Consider the following 16,295-nt stretch of genomic DNA (forward strand, 5'->3'; position numbering starts at 1 on the left):
ACCTGTTCGACCAGGTGGCGGAAGCGCTCGCCACCGGGGAGCCACTGGGCCTGCTCGACGTGGCCAGCGCCTTCCTCTCCGCCACGGACCCCCGCCGGGACTCCCCCTTCCGGTCGGACGATGCCGAGCCCCTGCCGCCCCGGGAGGAACTCGTCCAGGCGTTCCTCCACGTGCCGCGCCTGGAGTCCTCGGCCCTGGTGGCGGCGGTCGCCGGGCTGACCGGCGACCGGGTCCTGCGCGCCCGCGTCCACCGCGAGATCGCCCTGCGCGGACACGTCCTCCCCCGCTGGCTGACCGAGCTGGACCGGGCCCGGGCGTCCGATCGCGCAGCCGAGTTCGGGCACGTGCTCGGCGACGGGGAGAGCCTGCTCCTGGGCGTCACGCTCGCCGACGGGTCGGAGCTGGCGGTCTCCGTCTACGTCGACCACAACCTCGGGACGGTGGCGAAGGACGCCTTCGTGGTCCCCGGCGCCTTGCCGGACCTGATCGTGCTCATGCAGGACACCACCGACGACCCTGACCTGGGTGTCACCGAGCTCGCCCCCGCCGACGCGCGTGCCCGAGCAACCGAGGCGATCGAGCACGGGGCCCGACTGTTCCCGCCCCTGGAGACCGACACGTGGCCGGCGAACCGACCGCTGGTCGAGTGGGCCGTCGGCCTGCTGCCCGCCGGTGGGCAGGGTTACCAGCGGCCCGAGTGGAGCACCGCGGACCGGGAGGCCCTGGCCGTGCGAGTGCTCGGCTCACCGTTCTCGACCGGCCTGACCGATGCTGGCCAGCGCGAGCTGCTCGGCGACATCGTGTGGTTCGGCACCGACTACGGGCCGGGCGATCCGCTGCGCTGGAGCCCGGTGGCCGTGGAGATGCTGCTGGTCGACTGGATCCCGCGGAAGATCGTCGCCGACGCTCGCCTGCTGTCGAAGGCGCCGGACGTCCTGCGGGCCCTGATCCGGTTCAGTCACGCCGAGCGCGGCATCCGGCCGGAACTGACCGCGGAGACGCTGGCCGCGGTCGACGAGTTCGAGCCGGAGTACCAGGAGGCGATCCGCTCTCCACGACTGCAGGGACCCGAGGCGCTCCTTGCCGCCCTGGGCGTGCTGGACCCGGACGAGCACCTGGCCGAGCAGGCGCAGGAGGAGCTGGCTCGTGTCGTCGGCGGGCCCGCAGCTCTGGAGGAACTGGACGCCGAACCGCTGCCCGATGAGCCGTTCGCCTGGGAGCGGGTGCCGGACGACGTGCGTAGCCGGGTGGCCGAGGTCGTGGAGCTGGTCGACCGCTGCTGCGATGCACTGCTGGACGTCGAACACCGCACCGCGACCCGTCGCCTGGTGGCCGCGGCCGCCGAGGGTGACCCGGAGGTGTTCCGCCGTCGCGGTCGTTCCGACACCCTCGCCGCAGCGGCGTGCTGGCTGGTGCTCCGGTCGAACCAGCAGGCCGGCGGGGGCGGCCTCATGACGAAGGAGCTGATGGCCCACTTCGGTTTGACCGGTTCGCCGTCGCAGCGCGGCACCGCCCTCCTGAAGGCGATCGGCGCTGCGGCGTACCACCCGGCCGGACCGCAGCTGGGATCGCCGCGCTACCTCACGTCCGAGCGGCGGCGGGAGCTGATCGCCGCACGGGACAGGTTCTCCGAGCTGCACCGCTGACACCGTGCGCGATCGTCAGTGCCGCCGCGAGACCTCGGCGATGTCGCGGAGGTGGTGGACGCCTTCGTGCGCTGCCTGCCGGACCAGCCACCGCGCGCTGCGGTGCTCGTCCGGGAGGCGGTGCACCGGTCGGCCCCAGTCCTCGGGGCGGACCCGCGCGATCTCGGCCAGGAAGCCGCTGACGTGGGCCTGCAGCTGGTCCAGCGCAGGCTCGACGGCGGAGTCGCAGTAGCCGAAGCGGCGGGCCCGCAGGTCGTTGAGCATCGGCTCGACGGCCGGGTCGTCCTCGGTGCGCGCCCAGTGCAGCCGGATGGTGGAGGTGGCATAGACGTCGCGCAGGTGGCACAGGTACTCCACCGCGGACCACGCGCCGTCCGGGCCGGGCTGCCGGCACCTTGCATCGTCGAGCGAGTCGAACAGCGCCCGGGCTCGGGTAGGGATGGCCACGATGACCGCTGACGCGCGGTCGACGTCGTGCTCGGCGTAGGAGAACGGGCACGACGGGCAGACGTGCTCCTCACCGGCGAGCGGCGGCAACGCCGGACGGTGGTCGACTGACACACCGTCATCCTCGCCGGTCGATCGCCGACGGGGTGGTGCTCTCGCCCGCTCATCGCTGGCGTCCGTGACTCACTTCCCCGCACTCCCCTGAGCGCCCGCGCCGTCCAGCGCGTCGAGCAAGGCGCGCAGCACGGCTGGCCCGGTGAGGTCGCCCGGCTCGCCGCCGGCGCCCTCGGCGCGGCCACCGCCGGAGAGGTGGCCGAGGCGCACCGCAGGACCGGGATCTGGCCTCGGCGCCGCCGGTAGACCTCGCGTCCGGTGTCCGGCGTCCGGCGCCCGACGACCGCAGCCGGCCGGCGCCGGCCAGCGACACCTGGTCGGCGCACGCTCGTGCTCTGGCTGTACTGGCGCACCAGAGCACGAGCGTCACGGGACCGGCTGTCGCCGTCGTACCCCCACCGGGAAACCGGTCGAGAACGTCGGATCCGTCCCGTACCGTCCGCCGGGCTCGACACCCGACGCCCCCTGGAGGACGACGTGCTGCCCGACCCTCTCGGCGCGCTGCCGGGCGCTGTCGTACCCGGCGTCGCCCTGCAGGACGTCGAGGACATCAGCGACGCCGTACTGCTGCAGGCGCAGTGGAGCGGCGCCATGCCCGTGCACCGTGCGGTCGAGGTGCCGGGCACCGTGGAGGACCCGGCCGGCCTGCTGCCGCCGGACGCCCGAGTGCGGCTGGACCAGCGGGCGGACAACTGGCGCGCGGTCCTGGCCGACGTCGAGGGCGCGATCGTGCACCTGCGGGTGCGGTGGGGCATCACCCACGTCTCCGTCGTCGGTGCGGAGCGGGCGCCGGTCGAGGCGCTGGTGAACCAGCTCGCGGTCGCAGCGCGGGCGGTGGTCGCACTGCCTGACGGGACGGTGCGGATGCGTTTCTGGTCCAGCGGCCTCCAGGAGCCTAAGAGCTCGGCACGCACGGTCACCTCGCCGTCCTGGGACGAGGTGGTGCCGAACTACGCCCGCGCCACCGGCGTCGCGGTGACCACGCTGACGTCGATGACCGGACTGGCGGACCGCAGCGGCCGGCTGGTGTTGTGGCACGGCGCGCCGGGCACGGGCAAGACGACGGCGGTACGAGCGCTGAGCCGGGCGTGGGCGCCGTGGTGCGACACCCATTACGTCACCGACCCGGAGCAGCTGTTCAGCAACCCGCAGTACCTGCTCGAGGTGGCCGGCGGCGACGATGACGACGACGAGCCCGCCGGGAAGTGGCGGCTGATCGTGGCCGAGGACTGCGACGAGTACCTGCGCACGGACGCGGCGCAGCGGGCGGGTGCCTCCCTGGGCCGGCTGCTCAACCTGTGCGACGGCATCCTCGGCCACGGGCTGCGCGTGGTGGTGCTGCTGACCACCAACGAGGACCTCGGCGGCCTGCACCCGGCGATCACCCGGCCCGGCCGGTGCCTGAGCGCGGTGGAGTTCGCGCCGCTGAGCCCGCCGGAGGCTCAGGCGTGGCTCGGCCCGGACAGCCCCGCGCCGAGCGGACAGGTGACCCTCGCCGAGCTGTTCGCCATCCGCGAGGAGCGGGCCCTGCCCGCCGGCCGCACGCTGCGCGAGGTCGGCGGCTACCTCTGACCGCGCACCGGCCGGCGGTTCCGCGGAACCGTGGTGGTCGCCGACCGCCCGGCAGCAGCTGATCGCAGGACCCCACGGGCCGGCACCTCAGGGTCGGGCGATCCGGCCCCGCTCGTCGACGCCGCAGAGCGACCAGAAGTGGCTGCGCCGCGCCCCCTGCTGCCCCTCTCCGGGGACCCGGCTCAGCGCACGGTCGAGGCGTGACCACGATGCCGGGTCAGCCAGCAACCGCGGTAGGTCCTCGACGCCCAGGACCCCGTGGTCGACCAGGATCCGCGCGTAGCGGAGCGCGGCGTCCGACTTGGTCACGCCGCCGCGCGTCGACGTCCGCTGCCGGTTCTGTGCGGCGGTCTCCAGTGTTTGCTCGTCCGGGAAGCGGGTGAGCAGCCGAGGAAGCGGGTGGGTGTCTGCGCTCGCCGGGGTGTCCGCGAGCAACGGGCCGGTCGCGGTGGGGATGAGCACGCGGTGCACCAGCGGGACGACGACCCGGTCGTGGTCCGCTCCCACGCTCCACACGGCATCGAGCACGCAGGCGGACAGGCTGGTCCACCGCTCGAGTCGCGGCTGGACGGGGCGGGCGCTGACCGGTGCGCGTCCGAGCTCGCTGCCGAAGAGCGACGTCGCCTCGGTACCCACGCACACCCCTCGATCCTGGACGGCATCGCGGCGCCGGTCGCCGCGGACGGGGCCAGCATGCCGTCGCCGGGCGGCCGCGGACGGGCGACACAGCGGGACGAGATCGGGTGACTTCCCTTCGGTTCGAGCGAAAGGGCTGCTCTCATCACCAAGTGAAGCTCGGTACCTGGAACTGCTGCGGGCGGTTCGACGCCAACCTGCCGCACCTGCTCGACCTGGACGTCGACGTGGCCGTCGTCTGCGAGGCGCGGACGCCGGAGGCCTGGCCGAGGACGGCGGATGGCCGGTCGGTGACCGGGCTGGGTCGGCGGGTGTGGGCGGAGAGCTGGAAGGAGCTGGCCGTCCTCGCCCGAGAGCCATGGACGGTGGCGGTTCACGAGGAGGCGGGGTCGTCGCCGGCCTGGGCGCTGCCGGTGCGGGTCAGCGGACCGACGTCGTTCACGCTCGTCGGCGTCTGGCCGGTGAAACTGGGGGCGATGCCGGGCTATGTCGCCCAGATCGACGCCACCGTCGACTGGATCGAGCAGTTCAGCGCCGACGAGCCGACGGTGCTGGCCGGTGACTTCAACGCTCCCATCCCGTCGTCGCGGTCCCGGTACGACCGGATCGAAGGGCGCCTGCACGAGCTGGGGTTGGTCGACGCCTACCGGGTTGCCCGCGGGCTCGAGCTAGGCGAGGAGCCGGTCGAGGCGACGTACTTCCACCAGCGTCGTCAGGACCAGCCGTTCCACATCGACCACGTCTTCCTGCCCGTGGCATGGGCGGACGCGGCGAAGGTCGAGGTGGGCGAATTCGCGGGATGGGTGGGCAGCGGTCGGAGTGACCACGTCCCTGTGACGGCCACCTTCGAACCCTCGGCGTAGCCGCGCTCGGCAGTGGCCGCTCGACCGACGCACACGAGAGTCGACGCGTCGGTCTCGATGCTGGCCTCGGCCAGCGGAGCCACACGAGCCAGTGCCCGGCGACTCGATGTGGTGGACCCCCGCTCTCCTGTCGCGGAACCGCCGAGCGCGGCTCCCGACATCGAGCACCACCCCACGTGCCGTCGATCTCCAGCTCGCCCCAGGAACCACCGATCTCGTGCGCGCCGCGGTGGCCTCGGCCGCGTAATCCAGCTCTCGGTCAGTCGTAGCACATACCGCAGGCTCCGCTGCGGGACCGCAGCACGTGGTGCACCGAGCACGTGTCGCCCCAGCTGTCGTGGACCTCGGGACCACCGCCGCCTCCGGGGCGGTAGTCGGGCAACTCGATGAGCTGCTCGGCCGACGGGTTCACGTAGGTCTTGCCGGCCCAGGCGACGGCTCGGCCGGAACGACCCAGCGCGATGTAGGAGCCGCTGGCCACGATCCAGACCTGGTCGTGCACGACGTCCGCCAGATGTTGGCCGATCAACGGCCAGTTGGCCCGCGCCGCACCGAACTCGTGCAACGCCTCGTCGAGCGAGCCGAAGTAGCGCCGCCCCTCCCCACGGAGCTCACGGGCAGACATCGTGCACACCTCGCCGTCGGCATCGCGCGCCTCGACGACCGTCTTGCCGAGGAGATGCGGGCATTCCCTGATGTGCCGACGTCCGCCGGTCTCGGTCCGGTACAGCGGGACGTTCTCCGTGCTCATGCGATCACTCCCGGTCGTGGATTCAGGTTGATCATCCGGAGAGGTCTGACATTCCTGGCGCGCAGCGGCGTCTATCGCGGTGCGTCACCCGATCGAAGTGCCTGCCTGCGGAGGCCCCGGCACCGGAGTCCGACGGTGGATCCGCACCCACGGCTCGGCGTCCCGGCAACCGCCCCTGGGTCGCGAAGGCGACGGATCACCGTCTCTCGTTCCCCGCGGTCAGCCGACGGACGACGGCCTCACCGCCGACCCGACCGATCAGCTCGAGGTCACCGCAGACGACGAGCAGGTCACGGGCCCGGGAGAGCCCGACGTACAACATCTCCCGTGCCCGCTCCTCGCTCCGGAAGCCGTTCACCGCAAGGACGACGGCCGGCCGCTCCAGCCCCTTGAAGCCGAGCACGTGCCCGTAGAAGAGGTCGTCGTCGTCCCAGTAGGTCGCCCAGTACGCGTCCTGACCGGCGGCCTGCCGCTCGACCTGGACCGGATGCCGGCTGTACGTCGTCAGCAGCGCCAGCGAGTCCGGCGGCCAGCCCTCGTCGAGCAGCGCGTCGGCTGCGTCGTCGGCGACGCTGATCGCGTCCTCCGCCGCGCACGGGAGGAACCGCACCGGGACGCCGCTGCCGCCCCGGATCCGCATCTGCGCCGGCGCGAGGCTGGAGAAGGTGCCGGCGATCTGCTTGGTGTTGCGCAGGTTCTCCGGCAGCTCGATCGGCACCAGCGGCACCGTCGGCCGGCCCTGCCGGGCGAACACCCGCTGCCCCTCGTCGGAGAACACGTACAGGCAGCCGTCGTCCGGGCGCCGCAGCGCCGCCAGGACGGCGGGCCACCACGACTCGGCGAAGTCCTGCGCCTCGTCGATCACGATGGCGTCGAACCGTTCCTCCGCCGGCAGCCCCTCCGCCAGTGAGGCCATCGTCTCGGGCAGCTGCTGCTCCCAGTACGAGCTGTCGTCATCGGAGCCGGGTGCCACGCCCCAGCTGATCCCGAGGTTGTGGAACGTGCCCACGTACGCCGGTCGCTGCCGCGCCGGGAGGGTCAGCACGCGCCGCCGCAGGTACTCGGCGAGGCCGCGGGAGTAGCACATCAACGCGACCCGCTGGCCGTCCGCGGTGAGCCGCCGGGCCTTCTCGATCGCCAGCCAGGTCTTGCCCGAGCCGGCGCCGCCACGGATCTCCACCCTCGGGTTGCTGCTCAGGTAGTCGAGCACCTTCGCCTGCGCGTGGGTGAGCAGGTCGCAGGCGGCCTCCCGCTCGGCCAGGTCGGCGACCAGGTCGGCCTGCGGGATCGCCGTCCCGGCCAGGCAGTCGACCAGCAGCTCGACGTCGTCCGGCGTCGGCGCGTCGTGCACCTCCTCCGTGCGGCGCAGCGCCGAGGAGATCCGGCCGGCCGCGTGGGCGGTCTCCGTGCTGTCGATGACCAGCCAGCGTGGCGCGTCCGGAGCCGCGAAGTCGGCGGGCAGCACGGTCGTCGGCAGCGCGACGAAGTGGTTGGACCGCGGGTTGCCCCGGGACCACCGCGGGTGCCGGTACAGGAAGTCACGCAAGGCGTACTTGCACTTGAGCGCCTGCTCGACCGGGTGGATCGCCTTGCTCTTCCCGCCGGTCTGCCACCACTGGCCCTCGCGCAGCGAGACGCTGCCGCCCTTGACCTCGATCACCGCGACGCCGACGCCTGGCCACGCGACGACGACGTCGGCCTCGCGGTCCCCGGACCGGTCGGTGAAGCGCAGGTTGCAGAACAGGACGGCGTCGTCGGGCAACTGGTCGCGCAGCGCCTGGACGAACGACTGCTCGGCGGCTGACTCGAAGGTCGGCTCCGCCGGGAACACGCGCGCGGTCACGCAGGCCTGCTGCTCACCGGGTGCCCGCCAGGGACAGCGACTCCCAGAAGACCGCCTCCCCGATCACCCGCACCCCGAGGCTGCGGGCCTTCCGGGCCTTGCCCGACTGGGAGTCCGGGTCGGCGCACACCAGCAGGCTGGTCTTGCCCGACACCGAGGACATCGGCTGCAGGCCGGCGTCCCGGGCGGCCTGCTCGAGGTCGGCGCGGCTGCGGGACATCTCGCCGGTGAACACGATCTTGTCGCCCGGGGAGAACAGCCCGGGCCGGCGCGGCAGGGAGACCTTCGCGCCGGAGCGGACCATGGTCAGCGCGACGTCGACGTCCCGGCTCTCCATGCCCAGCAGCTCGGCGACGCGCCGCAGGTCGGCCAGCTCGGCGTCGGTGACGATGTCGTCGGCCAGCGCCGTGGTGGCCAGCGCGTCGAGGTAGAGGCGGTGCGCGGCCCGCACGTGGTCCGCCCCGCAGCCGAGCTCGGCGGCGAGGGAGAACAGCTGGTCGGCCTCGGTGATGCTGACCAGCCGGTCCTCGAGCGCCTCGTCCAGCACGGTCAGGTACGGCGCCATGCTCGGCGGTGCCCCGTCCAGCGCGGGCAGCGCCGCGACGAGCCCGCCGAGGTAGCCGTCCCGTCGGCGGGACCGCGCGGTGGCCGCGTCCCGGGGCACCGAGGGGCAGGGATCGCAGGGCGCGCACGGGCCGGGTTCGACCGCCCGGGCGACGAGATCGGCCCAGACGGCGTCGAGCGGCTCGAAGCCCTCGTAGCCGCCGTCGGCGGCGAACCGGACGGCCAGGCCGGCGCCGATCAGCGGTTCGGTGCCCAGGTCGGAGGCGAGCATCCGGATCAGCAGCTCGGCGGTCGCGCGGGCGTCGTTCAGCGCGGCGTGTGCCTCCAACGGGATGGACATGTAGTCGCACAGCGCCTGCAGGGAGCGGGTGCCCGCGCCAAAGAACAGCGGCGCCAGGCGCATGGTGCACAGCGACGGCGACAGCGCGATCGGCAGGCCGGCGCGGCCGAACTCACGGCCCAGGAACCGCAGGTCGAACAGGGCGTTGTGCGCGACGAGGAGCCGGCCGGCCAGCAGGTGGCTGAGGTAGCCGGCGATGTCGGCGAAGGCCGGGGCGTCGGCGACGTCGCGGGCGGAGATGCCGTGCACCGAGGTGGGCCCGACGTCGCGGCCGGGGTTGACCAGGGTGCAGAACTCGCCCTCCACCTCACCGCGGTCGTCGAGCAGGACGACGCCCACCTCGACCACCCGGTCGACGCCGGGGCGCAAGCCGGTGGTCTCCAGGTCCAGGACGGCGACGCTCACGCTGCCTCCTCCTGCGTCGTCCCCGGCGCGGCCGGCCAGCCGGGCGGGTGCTCGCGGGCGGTCTCACCGCCGGAGGACAGCAGGAACGGCCGGGTGAGCCGCTGGCTCTCCACCTCGTCCCACGCGGTCAGCAGGTCGGAGACCCAGCGGGCCAGGGTGAGCGCCCGCGAGGCCAGCGGATCGCCGGCGGCCTCGGGGGTCGCCGCATCGGGGACGGAGGGCCACCGCGGACGGACGAGGCTCCGGCGGGCCGACGGGAGCGACGCCAGGTGCCCGGCGAAGGCCCGGTCCAGGTCGGCGATCTCCTGGCGGATCGCCGTCGCCAGAGCCGCGGGGTCGGCTCCGGCGCCGAACCGCCCGGCGGCCGGCTCGGTGGTCACCAGGAGGCGTCCGCGCACCAGCCCGTCGATCCGCTCGTCGTCTGCCGGGAGGACCCAGGCGCCCGCCATCGTCGACTCGAGGCCGTCACCGACGCTCACCTGCCAGATGGCCACTCGCTCGTCGGTCGGCTGATCGACCACGATGATCCCGCTCATGCGTCCCCCGCTCTCGGTGCAACGAGGCGGACCATGGCACGGCGCAACGACAGGAGACGGTGTCCACGGAACGACGTCGTCCCACCGGGCTCACCAGTCCCAGCGGTCACTGGCTGACCGGCGTCGCGGTCGACATCCCACCCCCGCCGGTCGGCCCGCCGGCCGCTAGATCCGCGGCACCGGGACCACCGCGCCGATGTCGTGCGCCCGTGCCCCGGCTGCCTGCTGGTCGTCCAGCGTGTGCAGCACGGCGCCGTGCCGGGCCGCCACGGCGAGGTGCAGGGCATCCCCGGCGCGCAGCGGGGGTGTGGGCTGAGCCGACAGCCGGGCGGCGGTGCGGTAGTCGACGCGGTGCACCCCGACGACCTCGACGTTCTCCGCCAGGAAACGGGCCAGCGCCCGCTCGACGACCGCCCGCTCCCCCGCGGTCAGCGCACCGGTGCGTTGCTTGATCGACAGGCCCGATGCCACCTCGGTCAGCGACCAGTCGGACGTCACGAAGACGTCGTCCACGGCTTCTGCCCAGCCGCGCAGCGCCGCACTGCGCGGCTCCGCCGTGACCAGGGCGATGAGCACGCTGGTGTCCAGGTAGAACATCAGTAGCGCTCGTCGCGCATCCCGCGGACCAGTTCGCCGGAGTCGACGGGGCTGTAGGAGATCTTCGCGGCCTCCTCGGCCAGCCAGCTGAGGTCACGCGCACCCGTCCGGGGCGACCGGGCGCGCCCCCGGAGCTCGGCCACCGGCTCGCCGCGCCGCGTGATCACCACAGTCTCCCCCGCCTCGGCGGCATCGAGCAGTTCGCTGAAGCGCGCACGAGCCTCGGCGACACTCACGGAGCGCAGGTCCGGGTCGCCCGGCTCGGTCACGACGACCTCGGATGTACAGCTGACATGTACAGAAGGTAGGTCGGGAGCGTTCGCGGGGCAAGCGGGGGCCCTGCCTTTGCAGATGCGGGCCGCCTGGAGGCCGCCCCCAACTCCGACCCGGCGCTCGGGGACTGGCACAGCGCCTCGGCGGACGCCCAGCAGCCCGCCGCAGGGACGCAGCCGACCTCGGCAGCTGTGCGACGCGGCGCGGTGTCCGACCGGCGCGTGACGCCACCCGGCTGTCACAGTTCGCGGCCGGGATGATGATCCACTGACGATCGGCCAGTCGTCCCTCCGATCGGTCCGGGCACGACCCCGGGAGAAGCGAACAACGAGCGGAAGGGAGCCGCAGGATGACCGAGGAAGGGGCCGAGCGCCGGTTGCGCCGCCGGCACGATGCCACCGGCGGGGAGACCCGCAAAGAACGGGTCGACCGCGAGTTGATGGAGCTGCTCCAGGAACTCCGGGTGGCCCTTCCCGGCGTCCAGTTCCTCTTCGCCTTCCTGCTGATCGTCCCGTTCCAAGCGCGGGCGACCCAGATGTCGGAGTTCCAGCAGGAGGTCTACTTCACGACCCTCGTGGCGGCTGCGGTCGCCACCGGGCTGCTCATCGCCCCGGCCGCGCAACACCGGCTGTTGTTCCGCCAGCAGGACAAGGAGTCCTTGCTGCGGCGCAGCAACTGGTCGGCGTTGGCCGGGCTGGCCGTCCTCGCAGTCGCGATCGCCTCCGCGATCCTCCTGGTGATCGACCTGCTCTTCGGCCGGACGCGGGCCTGGTGGATCACTGGAGTCGTCGCTGCGCTGCTGCTCTTGTGGTGGATCGTGGTTCCCGTCTGGACGCGGATGCGCAACCCGCAGAACTCGCTGGACAACGCCACCGGGAACGAGGACAGCGCCACCTGACCTGCCTGTTGGGATCGCTGCAGCGACCGGGTCCGCACCCGGGCCGGGCCTCAGCCGGCCCCGGCGGCGCGGACCAGCGCGCGCTCAAGCGCGTCGATCACCGCAGGCTGCGCGGCCGGCTCGTCCAGCGCGGTAGCGGACCCCGCTGACGCGACTGTCGGGATCGGCCGACCGAACCACACCGACACGAAGGGCCGGCCGACGACGTACCGTTTGGTGACTGTCGTCACACCGGGGGTTCCCATGGCGCTGCTCCGCCCGATCGCGTGGGCCGGCAGCGCCGCGCGCGAGGCCACGCGCCTCGCCACCGGCGCCGCGGCGCTGGCCGCCGTGCCGGTGGTCGTCGGTGCCGGCCTGCTGGGCGAGACGGCCTCGGTCACCTCCCGGGTCGCCAGAGCAGGGGCCACCGTGGCCACCGGCTCCATCCACCTCGCGAGGGACGCCGCCGTCTCCGGCACCCGGGCGGTCGGCACCCTGGTCACCGGGGCCGACCCCTTCCCCGGCGGCCACCTGCACGACCTGGTCGACGCGGCGAAGGGCATGGTCGAGCCGCCGCTCGCCCGCCGCACGCGACGGGTCTGGGGTGACCGCGACCGCCTCCAGATCGAGGTCGAGGCGCCCGCCGACGACGAGGCTCCCGAGGCCCGCACCGCCCTGCGCCGCCAGCTGGAGCGGCTCGAGGGCGTCGAGTGGGCCACGGTCAACGACGTCGTCGGCCGGGTGCTGGTCGCCGTCGACGCCCGCCGGGTCACCGTCGACGACGTGGTCGGCGTGGTCACCGAGATCGAGCAGGCCCGCGGCGCCACGGGGGTCTTCCCGCAGCGCCCGGACCACCCGGCCGACCTCGAGCCGCTGCTGGCCGCCGTCCTCGCCGCGGCCGTCGACACCGCTGCCGTCGGCGTGGCCGCCGCCGCCAAGGTGCTGCCGATCCCCGCGGTGCACCGGCACGCCACCCTGCTCATGGCGCTGCTGGACACCCAGCAGTGGCTCAAGCGGGCGGTCTCCGACCGCGTCGGACCGGTCGGCACCGACCTGGTCTTCGAAGGCACCGGCGCGCTGCTGCACGCCCTCACCCAGAGCCCCACCGTGCCGGCGCTCAATGCCGCCGCCGCGATCCAGCGGGCCCTGGAGATGCGCGCGCGCCGCCAGGTCTGGCGGCGCCGCGAGCGGGAGCTCTGCCGACCCGAGCCCGACGACGCCGCGCCGGAGCAGCCGCCCGGCCCGCGACCGGGATCCTTGCCGACCGGCCCGATCGAGACCTACCGCGAACGACTGGCGCCCACCGAACTCGCTTCGGCGCTCGGTCTGGTCGCGCTCACCCGCCGCCCCGGCCGTTCCGCCGACCTGCTCAAGGCCCTCACGCCGAAGGCCGCCGTCCAGGGCCGGGAGTCCTTCGCCGCCGTCCTGGACCTCCTGCTGTCCCGCCGCGGCATCCTTCCGATGGACGGCTCGGCCTACCGCCGGCTCGACCGCATCGACACCGTCGTCGTCGACGGCCGGACGCTGTGCACCGGACCGCCGACGGTCGTGGAGGCCACTGCCGAGGCCGATGGATGGGAGGACGCCGACGTCTGGTCGGCCGCCGCCCGCCTGCTCGCCGACGACGATGCCGACGCTGCTGCTGGGAACGGCACCGGCCGGCTCCGACTCGGCCCACCACGTACGCCATCCGACGCACCGGGCGGCGAGGTCCGCTCGCTCCTGAAGGGCCGCCGCCGGGTCGGCACCGCCATGGTCGCCCCCGAGCTCGACCCGCACGCCGAGTCGCTGCTCACCACCGCCGCCGACGCCGGCCTCCGGCTCGTCCTCTCCCGGCACGTCGGCACGCGGGAGATCGCCGGCCTGGCCGACGACGTGACCTCCGCCGAGGAGGGCCTGGTCGACACGGTCCGGCGGCTGCAGTCCGACGGGCGCGGCGTCCTGCTGGTGTCCGCGGCGGACGGCCCGGCACTGCTGGCCTCCGACATCGCGGTCGCCCCGGTTCTCGAGGGCCGGGGCCCGGCCTGGGGCGCCGACCTGGTCACCGCTCCCGGGCTGGCCGACGCCTGCCGCATCGTCGCCGCCGTTCCCGATGCGAAGGCGGTCAGCCGGCGCGCGGCCGGCACCGCGCTGACCGGCAACGTCCTCGGCGGCCTGCTCGCCGCTGTCGGCAGCGCCCGCTACGGCCAGCGCCGGGCCACGACGCCGGGCAAGTGGGCGACCGTCACGACGATGACCACCGGGAGCTGGGTCGCCGTGCGTGCCGCCGGCCGCCCCGTCCCGGCACCGACCGCGCACACCCCCTGGCACGCGCTGGAACCCGGAGAGGTCCTGCGCCGCCTGGCCGACCTGCCCAGGGAGCCCGAGCACCGGCCCGGCCGCGTGCCCGCCGCAGCCCGCCGGGTGGCCGAGGTGCCCGCGGTCCGGACACCGGCCCGGTTCGCCCGCACGGTCTCCGCCGAGCTCGCCGATCCGCTGACTCCGGTGCTGGCCACCGGCGCGGCGGCGACCGCGGTCCTCGGTGAGGCCACCGACGCGTTCCTGGTCGGCAGCGTCACCGGGATCAACGCCGTCGTCAGCGGCCTGCAGCGGCTGCGCGCCGAGACCGCCCTGGAAGCGCTGCTGCTCGACCAGGGCCACTGCGCACGCCGGGAGATCGACGGCGGGAGCGAGGAGGTGCCCGCGACCGCGTTGCGCGTCGGCGACGTCGTCCTCGTCGAACCCGGCGACGTCGTCGCCGCCGACGCCCGGCTGCTCGAGGTCGAGGACCTGGAGGTCGACGAATCCGGGCTCACCGGCGAGTCGCTGTCGGTCGCCAAGTCGGTGGCCCCGACTCCGGGGGCCGAGGTCGCCGACCGCAGCTGCATGCTCTTCGACGGGACCACGGTGGTGGCCGGCCGCGGCAGGGCCGTCGTCGTCGCCGTCGGTCAGGCCACGCAGGCCGGCCGGGCCGCGCGCGCCGCCGGGGGCGCGGCCCCGCCGGCCGGCGTGCAGGCCAGGCTGGCCGAGCTCACCCGCGCCGTCCTGCCGCTCACCCTCGCCGGTGGCGCGGCCGTCACCGCGCTGGGCCTGCTGTGGCGCCGCCCGCTCCGCGAGTCGGTGGCCGCAGGGGTGGCCATTGCGGTGGCCGCGGTCCCCGAAGGGCTGCCGCTGGTCGCCACGGTCGCCCAGCAGGCCGCGGCCCGGCGGCTGTCCCGGCGTGGTGCGGTGGTGCGCAGCGCCCGAGTGCTGGAGGCGCTCGGCCGCGTCGACACCGTCTGCTTCGACAAGACCGGCACGCTGACGGAGAACCGCCTGCGCGTCGCGCGGCTCGTCCCCGTCGGTCCGGACGGCGGTACCGACGGTTCCGACGACGAGGCCGCCGAACCGAAGCTGCTCCGGCTGGCCGCCGCGGGCATGGGCAACGGCGACGACCAGGCGCACGAGACCGACCGCGCGGTCGTGGCGGCCGCCACCGAGCGCGGTCTGGGCCACGACGGCGCGCCGGACGAGGCGCTGGCCTTCACCGCGAGCCGTGGCTTCTCCGCCGCCGTCCGGGACGGCCGGCTGGTGGTCAAGGGCGCCCCCGAGGTGGTGCTCCGCCGCTGCGCCGACGACCCGCAGGTGCGCGACCGCGTCCGGCAGCTGGCCGGCGACGGGCTGCGGGTGCTCGCCGTCGCCGACCGCGGGGTCGACGGCCTGCCCGAGGACCTCGACGAGGCGGCCGACCGGCTGACCTTGCGCGGGTTCATCGGGCTGGCCGACACACTGCGCGAGTCCTCGGTGCGCGCCGTGGAGCAGCTACGGGCCGCCGGCGTCCGGGTGGTGGTCGCCACCGGTGACCACCCGGGGACCGCCAGCGCCATCGCCGCCGAGGCCGGCGTCCCCGACGCCGACCGAGTGGTCACCGGCGCTCAGCTGGCCCGGGCGTCGGACACCGAGCGGGCCCGGATCGTCCGCGAGACGGCCGTGTTCGCCCGGCTCTCGCCCGAGCAGAAGGTCACCCTGGTGGCCGCGCTGCGCCGGGCCGGGGCGACACTCGCGATGACCGGCGACGGGGTGAACGACGCCGCGGCGATCCGGCTGGCCGACGTTGGCGTCGGGGTCGAGGGCGCGGAGTCGCCGGCCGCCCGGGCCGCTGCCGATCTGGTGCTCACCGACCTGGACCTCACCCGGCTGGTCGACGCGATCGCCGAGGGCCGGGCGATGTGGTCCCGCGTCCGCGACGCGGTGTCGATCCTCGTCGGCGGCAACGCCGGCGAGGTGGCGTTCACCGTGCTCGGCACCGCCGTCGGGGGGCGGGCGCCGCTGGGCACTCGCCAGCTGCTGCTCGTCAACCTGCTCACCGACATGTTCCCGGCGCTGGCCGTCGCGGTCGCCGCGCCGCGGCACGTCCCGGCCGGGGACGACGACGGCCCGCTCGCCGGGCACCCGCTCGCCGCCGTGCTGCGGGCCGGTCCCCACCGCGGGTTCACCGACGCGGTCCGGCACATGGTGCTGGTCCGTGGAGCGGCGACGACGGCCGGCGCCACCGGCGCCTGGGTCGTCGGCCGGTTGACCTGGCCGCTGCCCGGCCGGGCCAGCACGATGGGTCTGGCCGCGCTGATCACCACCCAGCTGGCGCAGACCGCGTGGTCGGGCCGGCGCAGCCCGCTGGTCCTGGTCACCGTGGCCGGCTCGCTCGGCGTCCTCGTGGGGATCGTGCAGACCCCTGGGGTGAGCCGGTTCTTCGGCTGCACGCCGCTGGACCCGGTCTCGTGGTCGGTGGTGCTCGGGTCGGCCGCCGTCGGGGCCGCGGGCGCCGAACTGGTCCCGGGCGTCATCGCCCGGTGGCGCAGCCACCCGTCGTGAG

The 16,295-nt window shown here is 74.4% G+C and carries 15 protein-coding genes; 5 read left to right on the top strand and 10 right to left on the bottom strand.

Annotation, left to right across the window (positions count from 1 at the left end):
• Positions 1-14: 14 nt before the first annotated feature.
• Positions 15-1,646, top strand: coding sequence for a DUF6398 domain-containing protein (locus O2W16_RS17380; protein WP_269160077.1), 1,632 nt, complete (start codon positions 15-17; stop codon positions 1,644-1,646).
• A 15-nt stretch (positions 1,647-1,661) separates the two neighbouring features.
• Here O2W16_RS17380 and O2W16_RS17385 read toward each other — a convergent pair whose 3' ends face one another.
• Both O2W16_RS17385 and O2W16_RS17390 read right to left on the bottom strand, forming a co-directional pair.
• Entirely contained in the window at positions 1,662-2,207 is a 546-nt protein-coding gene (locus tag O2W16_RS17385; RefSeq protein ID WP_269160078.1) for a DinB family protein, read from the bottom strand.
• Positions 2,208-2,276: 69 nt separating this feature from the next.
• Complete coding sequence (locus tag O2W16_RS17390; protein ID WP_269160079.1) at positions 2,277-2,417, bottom strand: hypothetical protein; 141 nt, start codon at positions 2,415-2,417, stop codon at positions 2,277-2,279.
• A gap of 267 nt (positions 2,418-2,684) precedes the next feature.
• Between O2W16_RS17390 and O2W16_RS17395 the strand changes: the two genes are divergently transcribed.
• The gene (locus O2W16_RS17395; RefSeq protein ID WP_269160080.1) at positions 2,685-3,779 is read left to right on the top strand and encodes a DUF5925 domain-containing protein; all 1,095 of its coding nucleotides are present in this window, start codon (positions 2,685-2,687) and stop codon (positions 3,777-3,779) included.
• 87 nt (positions 3,780-3,866) lie between these two features.
• Here O2W16_RS17395 and O2W16_RS17400 read toward each other — a convergent pair whose 3' ends face one another.
• Positions 3,867-4,421, bottom strand: coding sequence for a hypothetical protein (locus tag O2W16_RS17400; RefSeq protein ID WP_269160081.1), 555 nt, complete (start codon positions 4,419-4,421; stop codon positions 3,867-3,869).
• Positions 4,422-4,567: 146 nt separating this feature from the next.
• On the opposite strand from O2W16_RS17400, the gene O2W16_RS17405 reads away from it, so the two are divergent.
• Complete coding sequence (locus O2W16_RS17405) at positions 4,568-5,278, top strand: endonuclease/exonuclease/phosphatase family protein (protein ID WP_269160082.1); 711 nt, start codon at positions 4,568-4,570, stop codon at positions 5,276-5,278.
• A gap of 259 nt (positions 5,279-5,537) precedes the next feature.
• Here the strand turns inward: O2W16_RS17405 and O2W16_RS17410 are convergent, their stop codons facing one another.
• The 6 genes from O2W16_RS17410 to O2W16_RS21615 all read right to left on the bottom strand — a co-directional run bounded on the left by O2W16_RS17410 (position 5,538) and on the right by O2W16_RS21615 (position 10,829).
• Entirely contained in the window at positions 5,538-6,029 is a 492-nt protein-coding gene (locus O2W16_RS17410) for a hypothetical protein (protein ID WP_269160083.1), read from the bottom strand.
• A 196-nt stretch (positions 6,030-6,225) separates the two neighbouring features.
• Positions 6,226-7,872, bottom strand: coding sequence for an NERD domain-containing protein (locus O2W16_RS17415; protein ID WP_269160084.1), 1,647 nt, complete (start codon positions 7,870-7,872; stop codon positions 6,226-6,228).
• A gap of 13 nt (positions 7,873-7,885) precedes the next feature.
• Positions 7,886-9,181 carry an exonuclease domain-containing protein gene (locus tag O2W16_RS17420; protein WP_269160085.1) on the bottom strand — a complete coding sequence of 432 codons (1,296 nt, stop codon included), beginning with the start codon at positions 9,179-9,181 and terminating at the stop codon, positions 7,886-7,888.
• Positions 9,178-9,717, bottom strand: coding sequence for a hypothetical protein (locus O2W16_RS17425; protein ID WP_269160086.1), 540 nt, complete (start codon positions 9,715-9,717; stop codon positions 9,178-9,180). The genes O2W16_RS17420 and O2W16_RS17425 overlap by 4 nt, the downstream gene beginning before the upstream one ends.
• Positions 9,718-9,882: 165 nt before the next feature.
• Positions 9,883-10,314 (bottom strand): type II toxin-antitoxin system VapC family toxin, encoded by a 432-nt coding sequence (locus tag O2W16_RS17430; RefSeq protein WP_269160087.1) that lies wholly within the window; start codon positions 10,312-10,314, stop codon positions 9,883-9,885.
• A complete protein-coding gene (locus O2W16_RS21615; protein WP_331253767.1) occupies positions 10,314-10,829 on the bottom strand; it encodes a type II toxin-antitoxin system Phd/YefM family antitoxin in 516 nt (171 codons plus the stop codon). The genes O2W16_RS17430 and O2W16_RS21615 overlap by 1 nt, the downstream gene beginning before the upstream one ends.
• Before the next feature lie 107 nt (positions 10,830-10,936).
• Between O2W16_RS21615 and O2W16_RS17440 the strand changes: the two genes are divergently transcribed.
• Complete coding sequence (locus tag O2W16_RS17440; protein ID WP_269160088.1) at positions 10,937-11,485, top strand: DUF6328 family protein; 549 nt, start codon at positions 10,937-10,939, stop codon at positions 11,483-11,485.
• Between the two features lie 50 nt (positions 11,486-11,535).
• Here O2W16_RS17440 and O2W16_RS17445 read toward each other — a convergent pair whose 3' ends face one another.
• A complete protein-coding gene (locus O2W16_RS17445) occupies positions 11,536-11,730 on the bottom strand; it encodes a hypothetical protein (protein WP_269160089.1) in 195 nt (64 codons plus the stop codon).
• Between O2W16_RS17445 and O2W16_RS17450 the strand changes: the two genes are divergently transcribed.
• The gene (locus tag O2W16_RS17450; protein WP_269160090.1) at positions 11,729-16,294 is read left to right on the top strand and encodes a cation-translocating P-type ATPase; all 4,566 of its coding nucleotides are present in this window, start codon (positions 11,729-11,731) and stop codon (positions 16,292-16,294) included. The two genes, O2W16_RS17445 and O2W16_RS17450, sit on opposite strands and share 2 nt — an antisense overlap.
• The last annotated feature ends 1 nt before the right edge of the window (position 16,295 follow it).

Origin of the sequence: Modestobacter sp. VKM Ac-2984 (assembly GCF_026967985.1) — a bacterium.
Lineage (GTDB): Bacteria > Actinomycetota > Actinomycetes > Mycobacteriales > Geodermatophilaceae > Modestobacter.